Here is a 14,145-nt window from a genome sequence, read left to right on the forward strand (position 1 = left end):
CCAGGTGGGTTGAACGCCGTCGTGCGTTTTACGCTAGGCCACGCGCGTGCCCTTGGGCAGTTTCCCTGCAGGTGTGCGCAGGGCCCGCCAACCCAGTGCCACCACTCCACCGGCCACCAACAGTTGCAAACCCAGGCCCTGCGGCCACAGTGGCGTCTTCTGGTCCATGTAGTCGGCCGTGAGCTTGCCATTGGCACAAGGGTAGGTGCCTTCAGGACCGGCCTGCGCATACCTGGCCCCTTGGCTGATCGTCTCAAAGATGCCGGTAGTAGTCCTGTCCTCCGTCACCGATTTTTGGTAGGGGATGGAATCGGCAATCACCACAAACGGGTTCATGCTCAGCATCCAGGCAACCCGTTCCGTGCGCACGGTTTCCATCTCCTGGATGATCCCAAAGCAGTACCTGTTGCCATCACTGTCGGTGACATTGTTCGGCAGCGGCGGAATATAGTCCGGCGGCACCGGCTCCTTGATGTCGCCGCTGTCATAGCCGTACATGCCTGTGTACCCCATTTGATTGGCATTCACCTTTCCTTGGCTGACCATGGACCCGAGCCCAAAGGCGATGAGGGTTCCAAAGACCAGCAGTGAGACCACCAAGTAGGTGACAACTATGGAGAACAAGGGCCGGTTGGCGAGCGCAGAGATGCCAACACCCAACGCGCACACCACGGCAATTTCCACGGCGAGCATCAGCAGCGCAATGGCTATGTGCCCGAATCCCAGGCCGCCTTGGGCAATGCCAAAGACCAGGAACGGGACGCTGGCTGCCAGGAACGCAATCCCCGCAATCCATGAGGCAAGAAATTTCCCCCACAGGATCTGCCCGGAACTGAGCAACGTCACCTGCAGAATCGCCAAGGTGCCGCCGGCCCTGTCTCCATTGATGGCATTGGCGGAAAATGCCGGGGCCACCAGCAGGCCAAACAACAGCACAAAGGCCAGCACAATTTCAAAGATCAGCGGGCCCGGGCCTCTGCTAGCGGCGCTTGTATCCCACGCCACATTGGCCTGCTGGGCATTCCAGCTCCACCACGTCAGCCACGTGACTATTCCGATGATGACAAACCACAATGCCAACATGATGTACCAGCCACGGGAGCGCAGCCTTTGGCGCATCTCCATGCCCACTACGGCAAAGACACCCTCACAGTAGGCGCGCAAGCCGGCGTGCCGCCCCGCGTTGCCGGCCACCGGCTGCGGGCCTGCATCATTTTGAGTCTGTGTCATGGCTGTTCCACCTTCATGCTCATGTAGGTCTCTTCCAAAGCACCCGTAGCCGGGGCGAACGCGCACACGTCAACACCGGCCATCACCAGATCCCGCAACAGCGCGGAGGCGTACTCCTGAGTGGGCCCTGTGATGATGACGGAGTCCCTGCGCCCATTCCCTGACTCAAAGGCCACTCCCAACGCTGTCAGGGCAGCAACCAACGCGGCGGGATCCAGGGCCGAAATGGAATACTTGCGCCCCTGCCCGGCCGCCTGGTCCACTGTCTGCGTCAGCACGGTGCGGCCCTGATTCACAAACACTGCACCGTCTGCTATCTCATCCAGTTCAGCCAAAACATGGGAGGAAACCACTATGGCTTTCCCTTCGGCGGCAAGCTGGCGCAGGATTCCCCGCAGAGCAACCCGCGAACCCGGGTCCAGTCCTGACGCCGGCTCATCAAGCAGCAACACCTGCGGATCATGAATCAAGGCGCGGGCCAGGCTGAGCCGCTGTTGCTGGCCACGCGAAAGCACCCGCGCCTTCTGATCCGCCAAGGGCGTCAGGTTCACCAGGGTCAACAGATCCTGGACCCTGGTGGGAATTTTTTCCTTGGGCAAACGGTAAAACTTGCCCATGGTGTTGAGGATTTCGCGTGCTGTCAGCGCCTCCCACACTCCGAGAGTGTCCGGCATCCACCCGATCTTTGCCCTGGCCGCGGCTGGGTCCTTGATGGGGTCAATGCCCATGACCCTGACAGTGCCGGAATCCGGCGCCAGCAACGAGGCAAGCATGAGAAGCAACGTGGTTTTTCCGGCGCCGTTGGGGCCAATAAGTGCCGTCACCTGCCCTGCGGGTGCCTGCAGATCCATATTGACGACGGCGTGAACCGCACCAAAGCTGCGGGACAGCCCCGTGGCGGACAAGCCATCGAAGGCCTCCAGCAACGCTGGCGGGTCCTGTTCCTGTTCCTGTGGTATTTGCTGGGTCATGGTGTCCCTCCCCGATGGTCCGCAATAGCGGATATGCAATCAGCATAGGCTCAGCTGGGCACCTGAGTCATCATCCCGGCGTCGGATAGTCATCAGCTTTCAGCTGGCTGGCCCCACCCCTTTATCAAGACCACATAATGACCTTCAAGTATCATCATGTGGACATCATAATTCCGTGTTAACGCGCCACCGCGCTAAACTGACTTAAAACTGCCTTCCGCGCTGATGATGCCGCACTGGCCCAGCGCGCAGGCGCGGCTCTGGCGTGAGCGGCAGCAAATTTCCTTCTCCTAGTGTTGCGTTAGGTAAGCCAATGAGTGTGCATCCATGAGTCTGATAGTTCAAAAGTACGGCGGCTCGTCCGTGTCCGACGCCGAAGGCATTCTGCGCGTAGCCCGCAGGGTTGTCAGCACCCAAGCAGCAGGCCATGAAGTAGTGGTAGTTGTCTCCGCAATGGGCGACACCACGGATGAACTGTTGGATCTGGCCGCGCAAGTTTCCGAGCACCCCCCGGCCCGCGAGCTGGACATGCTCATGACGGCCGGAGAACGCATTTCCATGGCCCTGCTCGCCATGGCCATCAGCTCACTGGGTGGTGTGGCACAGTCCTTCACGGGCAGCCAGGCTGGCATGATCACCGACGGCATCCACGGCAAGGCCCGCATCATCGATGTGGATCCGCACCGTGTCCGCACGGCCCTGGACAAGGGCAAGGTGGCCATTGTGGCCGGGTTCCAGGGCATGAGCCGCCAGACCAATGAGATCACCACCATGGGCCGCGGCGGCTCGGACACCACAGCTGTTGCCCTTGCCGCGGCATTGAACGCCGATGTGTGCGAAATTTACACTGACGTTGACGGCGTTTACACGGCCGATCCGCGCGTTGTTTCCAGCGCCCAGAAGATCAGCAAGATCTCCAGCGAAGAGATGTTGGAAATGGCCGCCTCGGGCGCCAAGATCCTCCACCTTCGCTGCGTGGAATACGCTAGGCGTTTTGGACTGCCCATCCATGTGCGGTCCTCTTTTAGTGACAATGAGGGAACCTGGGTTTTGCCCAGCCCTGACGACAAAATCAAGATCTCAGAGGGAGTTGCCTTGGAGCAGCCAATCATCTCCGGCGTGGCTCACGACCGGTCAGAAGCTAAAGTCACAGTTGTTGGCGTGCCGGACATCCCCGGCAAGGCTGCCATGATCTTTGGCATCATTGCCGGTGCGCATTCAAACATTGACATGATTGTGCAGAACATTTCCACGAAGGGCTCCGGAAAGACGGACATCTCCTTCACACTGCCCATGGTGGAAGGCGAGGACGCCCTGAGCGCCCTGCGCGCCAAGCAGGACGAGGTCGGCTTCGAGGACCTGATCTACGACGACCAGATCGGCAAGCTTTCCCTGATCGGTGCCGGCATGCGCTCCAACCCGGGCGTTTCCTACCGTTTCTTCCAGGCCCTGTCCGACGCCGGTGTGAACATTGATTTGATCTCCACCTCCGAGATCCGCATCTCTGTTGTGACCCGCGCAGACTTGCTCGATGTTGCAGTGCGCGCCGTCCACCAGGCCTTTGGCTTGGATGGCGACGACGAGGCGACAGTTTACGGCGGCACGGGCCGCTAGCCCACACACACACAAACTGACCCGCAGAAAACGTCGAAAATCACGGTAAAGCCGTGATTTTTCGGCGTTTTCTGCGGGTCAGTTGTTTAAGGGGCTACTCCGCAGATTCTTCCTTGCGGACGGCGTAGTGGTGGCCCTGTGAATCAGTCTCCTGCTCAAAGTGGGAGAGCTGCTCCTCGCTGCTGTCTTCAGAGGCATCATGACGATGCACCACCGGGGCATCCATGTCTCCGTGGTCTGCCGGCCCAAAAACCTTCTTGAGCTTCTCGGTGCCATGCATCAATTTGTCCACGAACTTTTCACCGCTCGCCATCATCAACACCCACTCTCAGCAGAGGAAAATCGTGCCACCGGAACGCCTTCAGTTTACTCCTGCTGCCCACCAATGGCACTGGCGGGTTGCTCCACTGGTGAGCTGCGCAAGTGCTAGCGCAAGGACTTGTCAGTGGGGTCTTTGGGCACCAAATAGGTGCTGCCGTCAGCCCGGGTGACAGTAATCCACTGCACCGTGGCCTCTTGTTGACTCTTCAACAGTGCCTTGTTCTCCGGCGTCATCTCATGATCCAGGGGGCTGCTGCTGGCGGGGCCCAGAATGTAGCGCAGGCGGCCTGTAAAGCGCATCAGTTTTTGTACTGGACTCATCTTGGACATGGGCGAAATTCCTTGTGGCGCTCGGGCCGGTGAGGGAATCCCCGGCTGACTCAGAAAGGCGATACTATACATAGTACCCTGATAGTTAGGGCACTAACTAAAATGAGGGAGCAAGGCAATGGGTACCACAGAGAACGATCTGCTCTTGGAGCGGCAGCTTTGTTTTGGTCTCAGTGTGGCCTCCCGCAGTGTCATTGCAGCCTACAAACCAGTGCTCTCCGCCCTGGGACTCACCCACCCGCAGTATCTGGTCATGCTGGCCCTGTGGGAGCAGGCACCACGGAAAGTCAAGGACATTGGCAGCGCCCTGCTGCTGGAATCGGCCACTCTCTCCCCGCTGCTGAAGCGTCTTGAGGCGCTGGGCCTCATTACCCGCGGCCGGGACGCCAGCGATGAGCGCGCCCTGGCCATTGACCTCACACCCGCCGGCCGAGCACTGCGGGACCAAGCCCTTTCCGTGCCGGGGACCATGATGGCGCGACTGGGTCTGGACCGCGACGGCGCCATGGCGCTGCACAGCAGCATGATGGCACTGATCGAGGCGGCCACGCACAACCTGGAAATTGCGGACACCAGCACCGCGGCCGTGGCGGATAATTGAAAGCATGACTTCTGCCCCACTCCCCCTCGCTGAGGATGCCTGGCAGGCCCGCGCCGCAGCTCACCACGACCGCGTCAACCGCTACGCAGCCCCTTATCTGGCCCGCCGCTCGGCTAATCAAAAGCACCCGGTGGAAGACTTCCTGTTCACCTATTACAACCAAAAGCCTGGCCAGCTGCAGCGCTGGCACCCGGGCGCCGGAGTAGTCCTCACGGGCGAGTCCGCCGCTGAGCGCTTGAAGTGGAAGTTTTACCGAGCTGTGCACGACGGCGACCCCCAGGCAGGCGGGGCAGCTCAGGGAAGGTCCGGCGTCGTCTTTGACAGGGAAAAGTTTCTGGTTGAACGCAAGGACGCGCTTGATTTTGCCCAGATAATTCTGGGCCGCACGGCCGCCCGTCCGGCGCAGTTTGGCTGCTTTGGACTCCACGAGTGGGCCATGGTGTACAAGCAGGAAGCCAACCAGGTCCGGCACGAATACCTTGAACTGCGCCTGGGTTCCAGCGGCACGGACCAAGTGGTTGAAGAGAGCAAGATCCGCTGCACGCACTTTGATGCGTACCGCTTTTACACCCCGCAGGCAACGGGCCTCAACGAGCTGACGCCGACCCGCGAGAACCAGCGTGACATGGAACAACCCGGCTGCCTGCACGCCAACATGGACCTTTACAAGTGGGCCTACAAGCTCTCACCCGCCCTCCCCAGCGAGCTGGTGATGGACTGCTTTGAGCTGTCCTGGCGCATTCGCGCCATGGACATGCGGGCATCACCCTATGACCTGGCTCAATGGGGCTACCCCGCCATCACCATTGAAACGGTCGCCGGAAAAGCTGACTACGTGGCGGCACAGCGTGCGTTTAGCGCCGAGTCGGCCGTGCTGCGTGAGAGGTTGCGCGCCGCCGTGGACGCATTGGTTTCTGATCGCCACCTTTGACCTCACCCTACATGAGACCTACTCTTATTTCACCCAACAATAATTAGATTTCATATTGCGAAATTTAGGAGACTCATGTCAACCGCACTCACCACAGGCCAAGCAGCGCCCGGATTCATCCTCCCTGATGCCAGTGGCCAGAATATTTCACTGTCCGACTACTCCGGACGCCAAGTGGTCGTCTACTTCTACCCCAAGGCGGCCACCCCAGGTTGCACCACCGAAGCTTGCGATTTTCGCGACAGCCTGGCCGCATTGCAGGCGGCAGGGGTGGACGTAGTGGGAATTTCCACTGACGCGACGGACACCCTGGCCAGCTTTGCCAACGAATTTGAGCTGAATTTCCCACTCCTCTCCGACGTGGACCACAAGATCGCCGAGGCATGGGGCGCCTGGGGCGAGAAGCTCGTCAACAACAAAACAGTCACGGGAACTTTGCGGTCCACAGTGGTGGTCAATGTTGATGGAACCGTGCGATCCGCCGAATACAACGTCAGCGCTGAAGGCCACGTGGCCCGCCTCCGTGGCGAACTGGGACTCTAGCGACCCCGCTGCATGGCATAGTCGAGGCACCCCGGCACCCCCTCATGGGATCAGCGCGCCGGGGTGTCTTTATGTGCGCCCATTGTTGTCCCGATATGGTGCCCCGATGGCTCATTGTGAACCGCACCACCAGCACCGCTGTTGACATTTCGAGTGTGATGCGATTCACTATTCATACGCTGAAATAACAGTTCCACGATGCGAAATTTAGTTTTTATTCGCATAGCCTACGCCGTGGATGCCAGCATAAATCGCAAGGATCAACTTGCCATGCTGTTGAACGAATTCAACGAAACGCCAGAAATTAACCTAGCGGCAGCGCTGCGCCCCTGCATCGACGTCGAACGGTGGATCCAGGAGATCATCGACGCCCGGCCCTATGCCGCGGTGGAAGAAATCTTCAAGACCGCCAACGACGCTGCCGCACCATTCACTGCAGAGGAAGTCAACTCAGCGCTGGCACACCACCCCCGCATTGGGGAACGATTGTCCGGTGCCAGCACGGAAGCCGCGTTATCCTCCGCCGAACAGTCCACCATTGACCCCGCCGACACCATGACGGCCGCCGCTCTCCGGAGCGGCAACGTGGCCTACGAGGAAAAATTCGGCCAGGTCTTCCTCATTCGGGCACTGGGGCGCTCACCGGAGGAGATCCTGTCCGCCCTGCACGAGCGGCTGGAGAACCCACCCCACACCGAACGACTCATCATCGCAGAACAGTTGCGGGAAATCGCACTGCTTCGACTCAAGGCGGTGGTCAACGCATGAGCACCTCCCACATCACCACCCACGTGCTGGACACCGCACTGGGGAGACCTGCTGAGGGTGTCGCCGTCGAACTTGACGGGCACACCGGCGGGGAATGGGTTCTCCTCGCCTCAGGAATCACCGATGCCCAGGGGCGGGTCAAAGACTTGGGCCCCGAGAGATTAGAGAGCGGGAACTACCGCTTGCGCTTCAACACCGGCGCCTATTTCGGCGGCCTCAACACTGAATCTTTCTTTCCGGAAGTATCACTTACCTTCACACTCGACCACGCCGAAGAGCACTATCACGTGCCGTTGCTGCTGAGTCCTTTCGCCTTTTCAACGTACCGAGGGAGCTAGACATGAACGCGAACAGTAACAACATCATTTTGGGTGCCAATCAGTACGGCAAGGCTGAGGTCCGGCTGGTCAAAATTACTAGGGACACGGACCGCCACGAGATTGAGGACCTCAACGTCACCTCGCAGTTGCGCGGCGACTTCGCCGATGCCCACCTCCTGGGTGACAATGCCCATGTGGTGGCCACGGACACCCAGAAGAACACCATCTACTCGCTAGCCCGCGACGGCGTCGGCTCCCCCGAAGCGTTCCTGTTGCGCCTGGCGGATCATTTCACCGGTTCCTTCAACTGGGTTAGTGGCGGGCGCTGGGCAGCCGAATCTTACGCGTGGGACCGCATCCAGGCCCACGGAACGGGCCACGACCATTCGTTCGTCCGCAACGGCCAAGAGGTGCGCACCGCCGTCGTGGTCAAGGACGGTCCGGCCACGCATGTGGTGGGCGGACTCGAGGACCTGACAGTGCTCAAGTCCACCGAGTCCGGCTTCGTCGGCTACCCGAAAGACAAGTACACAACCCTTGCCGAGACCACGGACCGTGTCCTGGCCACCGACATTGCCGCCCGATGGCGCTACAACCCCAGCGCCGTGGGAGCACTTGACTTCAACAAGGCGTACGACGACGTCAAGGCCCTGCTGCTGGAAGGCTTTACGGAGAGCTACTCACACGCACTCCAGCAAACGCTTTTTGAAATGGGCAAGAAAGTCATGGCTGCCCATGAGGAGATTGACGAGATCAAGTTCTCCATGCCGAACAAGCACCACTTTGTAGTGGATTTGTCCCCGTTTGGCCAAAACAACCCGGGAGAAGTGTTCTTCGCAGCCGACCGCCCCTACGGACTCATCGAAGCCACCGTTTTGCGCGAGCACGGCAGCGACGCCGGAAACGCCTGGGACGGAATCGCCGGTTTTTGCTAGCACAGCTTTTTTCTAGCACAGCTTTTTTCTAGCACAGCCGGGCCATAACGGCCCGGCTAAGAGGTAGGCGGGGGCTGTATCCCCCGCCTACCCGCAGCGGCAACTCCCAAAGCGGGTTGACGCTTAATAAGGGTAAGCAGACAAGGAGGTCCGCTATGACCAAAAGATCATCATCCACAGCCGTAGTCCCCACCCGGCCAGAGGATAAAAAACTAGGAATTGGGGCAAATTTTGCCTACGGATTCCAGCACGTATTGACCATGTACGGTGGCATAGTTGCCGTCCCACTGATCGTTGGCCAGGCTGCAGGCTTGGCAGCGGCGGACACCGGCCTACTCATTGCTGCGTGTCTTTTCATGGGTGGTCTTGCCACCCTCCTACAAACTCTGGGTGTGCCGTTCTTCGGATCTCAGCTCCCCTTGGTCCAAGGTGTCTCGTTTGCCGGCGTGGCAACCATGGTGGCGATTGTAAACGGCGGCGGTGGACTTCAGAGTGTCTTTGGCGCCGTCATTGTTTCCTCCGCGATCGGCTTGCTGATCACACCAATTTTTTCCAAGATCATTCGATTCTTCCCGCCCGTGGTCACCGGCACAGTCATTACCGTCATCGGCCTGTCGCTGATGCCCGTGGCAGCAAACTGGGCCATGGGGGGAAACAGGACTGCTGAGAACTACGGCAGCGTCGCCAACATCGGTCTTGCCGCCGCTACTTTGGTGGTCGTTCTACTCCTGAGCAAGCTCGGAAGCAGCACCATCTCTCGTCTTTCAATCCTGCTGGCCATGGTCATCGGCACGCTCATTGCCTTGGCTGTCGGCATGGCGGACTTCTCCAAGGTTGGCCAAGGATCGATTGTCGCCTTCCCCACCCCCTTCCACTTGGGCATGCCAACATTCCACCTCGCCGCCATCATCTCGATGTTCATCGTTGTGCTGGTGATCATGGTGGAAACTTCTGCCGACATCCTGGCCGTTGGGGAGATCGTGGGTACGAAGATTGACTCCCGCCGCCTTGGTGATGGTCTGCGCGCCGACATGGCCGCCAGCGTTGTTGCCCCTGTCTTTGGTTCGTTCACCCAGAGCGCCTTCGCCCAGAACGTGGGTTTGGTGGCCGTCACGGGGATCAAGAGCCGCTTTGTGGTGGCTGCCGGCGGTGTCATCCTCGTGGTGTTGGGCGTTCTGCCCATCATGGGTCGTGTCGTGGCCGCAGTGCCGACCCCCGTGCTCGGCGGAGCGGGAATCGTCTTGTTCGGCACGGTTGCCGCCAGCGGCATCCGCTCGCTGTCCACCGTCAGCTACAAAAACAACATGAACATGATCATCGTCGCCACCGCCATCGGCGCCGGGATCATCCCCATCGCCGCACCGACGTTCTATGATCAGTTCCCGAGCTGGTTCGCAACGATCTTCCACTCCGGCATCAGCTCCGCCGCCGTCGTGGCAATCTTGCTAAACCTCCTGTTCAACCACTTGAAGGTCGGCAACCCTGAGAATCCTTCCGTGTTCGCTGCCGGCACGGATCGTCTGGTCGCTGCCGAAGTCCTTGAGTGCCTCCAAGATGGCGACCGCTGCGAAAACGGCAAACTCATCGACGCCGACGGCAACGAAATACCCATCACCGGAGAGATCCCGCTGCAATCCAAGGATTCTCCCTCCCATTAAATCCAAGTACGACGGCGGTGAGTCACCCTATGAGGGAGGCTCACCGCCGTCGCCCGGGGCAGGAAGCGGCAGATTACGGGTCAGCCCCGCCCTATAAAGGGCATGCCCGCGGCGGTGATGACCAGCTGGCCAATGGTTGCGGAGGCCGGCAGGTCAGCCATGAACAGGACGGTCCGGGCGGCGTCGGCCACCGGGAATGTTGGCTCCACCAGGAGCTCGCCGTTGGCCTGCAATGCACCTGTGGCCACATCGAGGGTGGACATGATGGAGGTGGCGGTATTGCCGATGTCGATCTGGCCGCAACTGATTCCAAACGCCCGGCCATCGAGTTCGATCGACTTGGTCAGACCGGTGATGGCGTGTTTGGTGATGGTGTAGGCGGCCGAATTTGGCCGGGGCGAGTGGGCAGAAATGGAGCCGTTGTTGATGATCCGACCACCCTGGGGATGCTGTTTTTTCATGGTTCGAATGGCTGCCGCGGCACACAGCATTGACCCCGTGAGGTTGACGGCCACGGTGGCGTTCCAATCAGCGAGAGAAATCTGGTCCACGGATTGGGCGGGACCAAACGTTCCGGCATTGTTGAACAGCACATCCACCCGGCCAAAGCGTTCCACGGCCCTGTGGAACAATGCCTCCACCTGGGCTTCATCGGTAACATCCGTGGGCACCACCATGGAGAGCGGGTGTCCGTCCGCCGCGGCGAGAAGCTCAGCTTCCCGCCGGCCCGCCAGAACCACTGCGTATCCGGCAGCAAGGGCTGCTTGCGCCACGGCTTGGCCAATTCCGGATCCAGCGCCTGTCACCACCATGACCTTGGCCCCAGCGGAGGAGGCGGCGCCGGCAGCAGTCTCATCAAATTCCTTGTTCACATCTACTCCTTTGAGGTGGCTTTCATTGTTTACTGTATTGACTGTGAACGCACAAAAAGGCGGGACCGGCGGAAAGTGCTCCGCTGGTCCCGCCCCTTGCAGTTCTAGTGTGCTATCAATGCCGTCGCATTCGCCGGAACAGGCCAGCCCGTGAAGGACTTGGGACGGGGTGTTGCATAGGTGCGCACCTTGGAGGTGGACAGCCCCATCCGGACCAAGGACTCGGCAATGGTTACCGCCGCCGCCACGCCGTCGACCACGGGAACACCTGTGCGCTCCCGGACCTTGTCATTGAGGCCCGCCATGCCGCCGCAGCCCAGGACGATGACTTCCGCCTTGTCTACGGAGACAGCCAGTTCAGCCTCGCGGACGATGGCTTCGACGGCGCGCTCCGGCTCCTCTTCGAGCTCCAGCACAGCCATCCCACTGGCCCGTACGGATGCGCAACGGTCCGTCAGCCCAGCCAACTTGAGCCGGTCCTCGATCAACGGCACTGCACGGTCCAAAGTGGTGACGACCGAGTACTTGTGGCCAAGGAACATGGCCGTGCTGGCTGCCGCTTCGGTAATGTCCACCACGGGAACATTCAACAATTCCTGCAGGCCTTCCCGGCCATGCTCGCCATATCCGGCCTGGACCACGGCGTCGAACGGTTCGGGATAGGACTGCACCGCGTCCATGACAGCAACCGCTGCGAGGTAGCTTTCAAAGTTGCCCTCACACGATTCGGCCCCAAAGCGAGGGGTGAGAGCCACAATCTCGGTGCCGGGCGCCGCCACTGCACGGGCCTGCTCCGCAATTGATTCGGTCATTGATGCCGTGGTGTTCACGTTGACTACAAGAATGCGCATGTTCTGCCTTTCATGAGAAGGGAATGGTTAGTGGACACTGTCTACGGCAATGGGTTCACCGGACACGTCATGGAACTCACGCTTGCGATCGGCCACAAAGTAGTAGGTGACCGCTGCGAGTCCGGCTGCAAAGAACCAGGAGAAGGCTGAGAGCTCATGCAGTGCCGGGATGAAGGCGATGGCCAGGGCCACCACGGAGGCGGGAACCAGGGCAAGCACGGCGCGGGAGTTGACTCCCCGCTTGTAGTGGTAGTCCGCGCCCTCAGCCGTTGTGTACAGATGCGGGACGTTGACCTTGCCGCGGCGAATGAGCCAGTAGTCGGCCATGATGACGCCGAACAGCGGGCCCAAGAGCGCGCCCAGTCCGCCCAGGAAGTACACGATGACAACGGGGTTGTTGTAGAGGTTCCACGGCAGGATGACCAGGCCGAGGACTGCACTGACAATGGCTGCCTTGCGGAAGTTCAAGTGACGCGGGAACAGGTTTGTCAACGCGTAGACGGGTGCCACGAAGTTGGCCATCAGGTTAACCGCAATGGTGAGAATCAGCAGGGCAAGGCAGGCGATCACGAGCAAGAAGGTGTTCGGTATGGTCTGGACAATGTCCGCCGGGCTTTCAATGATGGTGCCGTCGATCTTGAACTGGGCGCCGGAGATGACAACAACAATGGCACCGAAAAGGAGCATGTTGATCGGGATGCCCCAGAAGTTTCCGCGCACAATGGATTTGGCTGATTTGGCCGAGCGGGTGAAGTCACAGAAGTTCAGAACGAAGGTGCCATAGATGGCAACCCACAGGGCGCCGCCGGCAAAGATGGTGCGCCACATTTCAGCGCCTTGCAGGCCGTTGTCTGTTTGCCAGGCAATGGATCCGCCGGCCTCTGCGAACATCCAGATGGCAATGGCTGCCATGGTGACAAGAATGACCGGGCCGGCAAAGGCCTCATACTTGCGGATCATGTCCATGCCGAAGCTGACAATGATGACCTGCACTATCCACAGTGCAATGAAAGAAAGCCAGCCCAAGGTGGAGAGTCCAAGGATGTTGTTGGTGTCCATTCCCGCCAAGGACGGGAACAGCGCCGTAAGCATCACCCTCAACACCACCGAGGCCAGGAAGGTTTGGATGCCAAACCAAACGATGGCGACACCGCCTCGCAGAAGGGACGCAATGTGCGCACCCTTGATGCCAAAGCTGATGCGGCTCATGACAGGGAATGGAACGCCCGTCTTAAACCCCATGAATCCGGAGAAGTTCAGCAGGCCAAAGAGGAGGATTGCGCCGACGCCCAGGGCCAGCAAGATCTGCCAACCACCCAAGCCCAAGGCAAACAAGCCGATGGCGAAGGCGTAGTTGCCCAAACTGTGCACATCGTTGGCCCACAGCGTGAAAATGCTGTAGCTGGACCACTTGCGACCCTTCATCTTGGTGGGTGCCAGATCTTGATTGAACAGGGTGGCACTGAGGGTGTAACCCTCCGGTGTTTTAAAGGGAGGTTCAGACAAAGTAGTTCGCGTGCTGTGTTCAGACAAGGCGTTTCCTCTTCTTTGTTCAGGAGGCGTGGCCCCTCGTCCTTGAGGATCCCCACCTGCCTCAACCGCGTGGATATTCTTTGTGGAAGTAGCGTCCATGATAGCTCCGCAGCAAATAGTTTTTCGTATGGTGGAATAAAACTTTTGAATAATGAAAACTAGTCTATGAGCCAGCTCACACCAAGTCAAAGGTTTTTTTGCGAAAATCTCCCGTAAGACCAAAATTTTGCATCCACTGGCTGTAGGCAGTACTCTCGGCATACAATATTTTGTTTCCATCTAGCGAAAATCGTGTCTTCGAGTTTCGCGCTTGGACCACCCAACGCCCGCGCCACGTTCGACGGCGAACGCGCAGCCAGCGGGTACGCGCCGCCTCACCACCAGGGAGGCCGCGAATGCACCACTGAAAGAGGACAGATGTTCTTGCGAGACGATAATTCCCACATCCTTAGCGGGTTGACAAACCAGCTGCCTGATCGCGATCCGGAAGAGACTGCCGAATGGTTGGAGTCCTTGGATACGCTGATTGCCGAACGTAGTACTGAGCGTGCCCAGTTCATTATGCGTAGTCTGTTGCAGCGGGCAGGCGCGCAGAGCGTTGGCGTGCCTATGGTCACGACCACCGATTACGTGAACACCATTCCGGCGGACCAGGAGCCTGTGTTCC

The 14,145-nt window shown here is 59.5% G+C and carries 16 protein-coding genes; 9 read left to right on the forward strand and 7 right to left on the reverse strand.

Features of this window, described 5'->3' with window-relative positions; all coding sequences use genetic code 11:
- Positions 1-33 precede the first annotated feature (33 nt).
- Together CVS28_RS16360 and CVS28_RS16365 are read right to left on the reverse strand one after the other, a co-directional pair.
- On the reverse strand, positions 34-1,230 hold the full coding sequence (locus CVS28_RS16360; RefSeq protein ID WP_103482175.1) for an ABC transporter permease: 1,197 nt from the start codon (positions 1,228-1,230) through the stop codon (positions 34-36).
- Entirely contained in the window at positions 1,227-2,201 is a 975-nt protein-coding gene (locus CVS28_RS16365) for an ABC transporter ATP-binding protein (RefSeq protein ID WP_103482176.1), read from the reverse strand. Before CVS28_RS16365 ends, CVS28_RS16360 begins: the two co-directional genes overlap by 4 nt.
- 327 nt (positions 2,202-2,528) lie before the next feature.
- Between CVS28_RS16365 and CVS28_RS16370 the strand changes: the two genes are divergently transcribed.
- Positions 2,529-3,815 carry an aspartate kinase gene (locus tag CVS28_RS16370; RefSeq protein WP_103465065.1) on the forward strand — a complete coding sequence of 429 codons (1,287 nt, stop codon included), beginning with the start codon at positions 2,529-2,531 and terminating at the stop codon, positions 3,813-3,815.
- A gap of 94 nt (positions 3,816-3,909) precedes the next feature.
- Here the strand turns inward: CVS28_RS16370 and CVS28_RS16375 are convergent, their stop codons facing one another.
- Both CVS28_RS16375 and CVS28_RS16380 read right to left on the reverse strand, forming a co-directional pair.
- A complete protein-coding gene (locus CVS28_RS16375) occupies positions 3,910-4,128 on the reverse strand; it encodes a hypothetical protein (RefSeq protein ID WP_103465101.1) in 219 nt (72 codons plus the stop codon).
- A gap of 113 nt (positions 4,129-4,241) precedes the next feature.
- Complete coding sequence (locus CVS28_RS16380) at positions 4,242-4,466, reverse strand: hypothetical protein (protein ID WP_103482177.1); 225 nt, start codon at positions 4,464-4,466, stop codon at positions 4,242-4,244.
- A gap of 118 nt (positions 4,467-4,584) precedes the next feature.
- On the opposite strand from CVS28_RS16380, the gene CVS28_RS16385 reads away from it, so the two are divergent.
- The 7 genes from CVS28_RS16385 to CVS28_RS16415 all read left to right on the forward strand — a co-directional run bounded on the left by CVS28_RS16385 (position 4,585) and on the right by CVS28_RS16415 (position 10,222).
- Positions 4,585-5,067 carry a MarR family winged helix-turn-helix transcriptional regulator gene (locus tag CVS28_RS16385; RefSeq protein ID WP_103465067.1) on the forward strand — a complete coding sequence of 161 codons (483 nt, stop codon included), beginning with the start codon at positions 4,585-4,587 and terminating at the stop codon, positions 5,065-5,067.
- Positions 5,068-5,071: 4 nt separating this feature from the next.
- The gene (locus CVS28_RS16390) at positions 5,072-5,998 is read left to right on the forward strand and encodes a 3-methyladenine DNA glycosylase (protein ID WP_103465068.1); all 927 of its coding nucleotides are present in this window, start codon (positions 5,072-5,074) and stop codon (positions 5,996-5,998) included.
- Between the two features lie 75 nt (positions 5,999-6,073).
- Positions 6,074-6,541, forward strand: a complete 468-nt coding sequence (gene bcp / locus CVS28_RS16395) for a thioredoxin-dependent thiol peroxidase (protein ID WP_103465069.1) — start codon at positions 6,074-6,076, stop codon at positions 6,539-6,541.
- 198 nt (positions 6,542-6,739) lie between these two features.
- On the forward strand, positions 6,740-7,309 hold the full coding sequence (uraD, locus tag CVS28_RS16400; protein ID WP_306418481.1) for a 2-oxo-4-hydroxy-4-carboxy-5-ureidoimidazoline decarboxylase: 570 nt from the start codon (positions 6,740-6,742) through the stop codon (positions 7,307-7,309).
- Positions 7,306-7,647 carry a hydroxyisourate hydrolase gene (gene uraH / locus CVS28_RS16405; RefSeq protein WP_103482178.1) on the forward strand — a complete coding sequence of 114 codons (342 nt, stop codon included), beginning with the start codon at positions 7,306-7,308 and terminating at the stop codon, positions 7,645-7,647. Before uraD ends, uraH begins: the two co-directional genes overlap by 4 nt.
- 2 nt (positions 7,648-7,649) lie before the next feature.
- Positions 7,650-8,564, forward strand: a complete 915-nt coding sequence (pucL, locus tag CVS28_RS16410; protein WP_103482179.1) for a factor-independent urate hydroxylase — start codon at positions 7,650-7,652, stop codon at positions 8,562-8,564.
- Between the two features lie 155 nt (positions 8,565-8,719).
- Positions 8,720-10,222 carry a nucleobase:cation symporter-2 family protein gene (locus CVS28_RS16415; RefSeq protein WP_103465072.1) on the forward strand — a complete coding sequence of 501 codons (1,503 nt, stop codon included), beginning with the start codon at positions 8,720-8,722 and terminating at the stop codon, positions 10,220-10,222.
- Between the two features lie 80 nt (positions 10,223-10,302).
- Here CVS28_RS16415 and CVS28_RS16420 read toward each other — a convergent pair whose 3' ends face one another.
- From CVS28_RS16420 to CVS28_RS16430, 3 genes are all read right to left on the reverse strand, one after another.
- Entirely contained in the window at positions 10,303-11,034 is a 732-nt protein-coding gene (locus CVS28_RS16420) for an SDR family oxidoreductase (RefSeq protein ID WP_103465103.1), read from the reverse strand.
- A gap of 164 nt (positions 11,035-11,198) precedes the next feature.
- Positions 11,199-11,945: an aspartate/glutamate racemase family protein gene (locus tag CVS28_RS16425; RefSeq protein WP_103465073.1), complete on the reverse strand. Its 747-nt coding sequence runs from the start codon at positions 11,943-11,945 to the stop codon at positions 11,199-11,201.
- Between the two features lie 27 nt (positions 11,946-11,972).
- Positions 11,973-13,478, reverse strand: coding sequence for an NCS1 family nucleobase:cation symporter-1 (locus CVS28_RS16430; RefSeq protein ID WP_370739477.1), 1,506 nt, complete (start codon positions 13,476-13,478; stop codon positions 11,973-11,975).
- A 417-nt stretch (positions 13,479-13,895) separates the two neighbouring features.
- On the opposite strand from CVS28_RS16430, the gene CVS28_RS16435 reads away from it, so the two are divergent.
- The coding region (locus CVS28_RS16435) for a hypothetical protein (protein WP_133159174.1) at positions 13,896-14,145 on the forward strand (250 nt) is incomplete at its 3' end.

Origin of the sequence: Arthrobacter glacialis, assembly GCF_002909415.1 — a bacterium.
GTDB classification, from domain to species: Bacteria; Actinomycetota; Actinomycetes; order Actinomycetales; family Micrococcaceae; genus Specibacter; species Specibacter glacialis.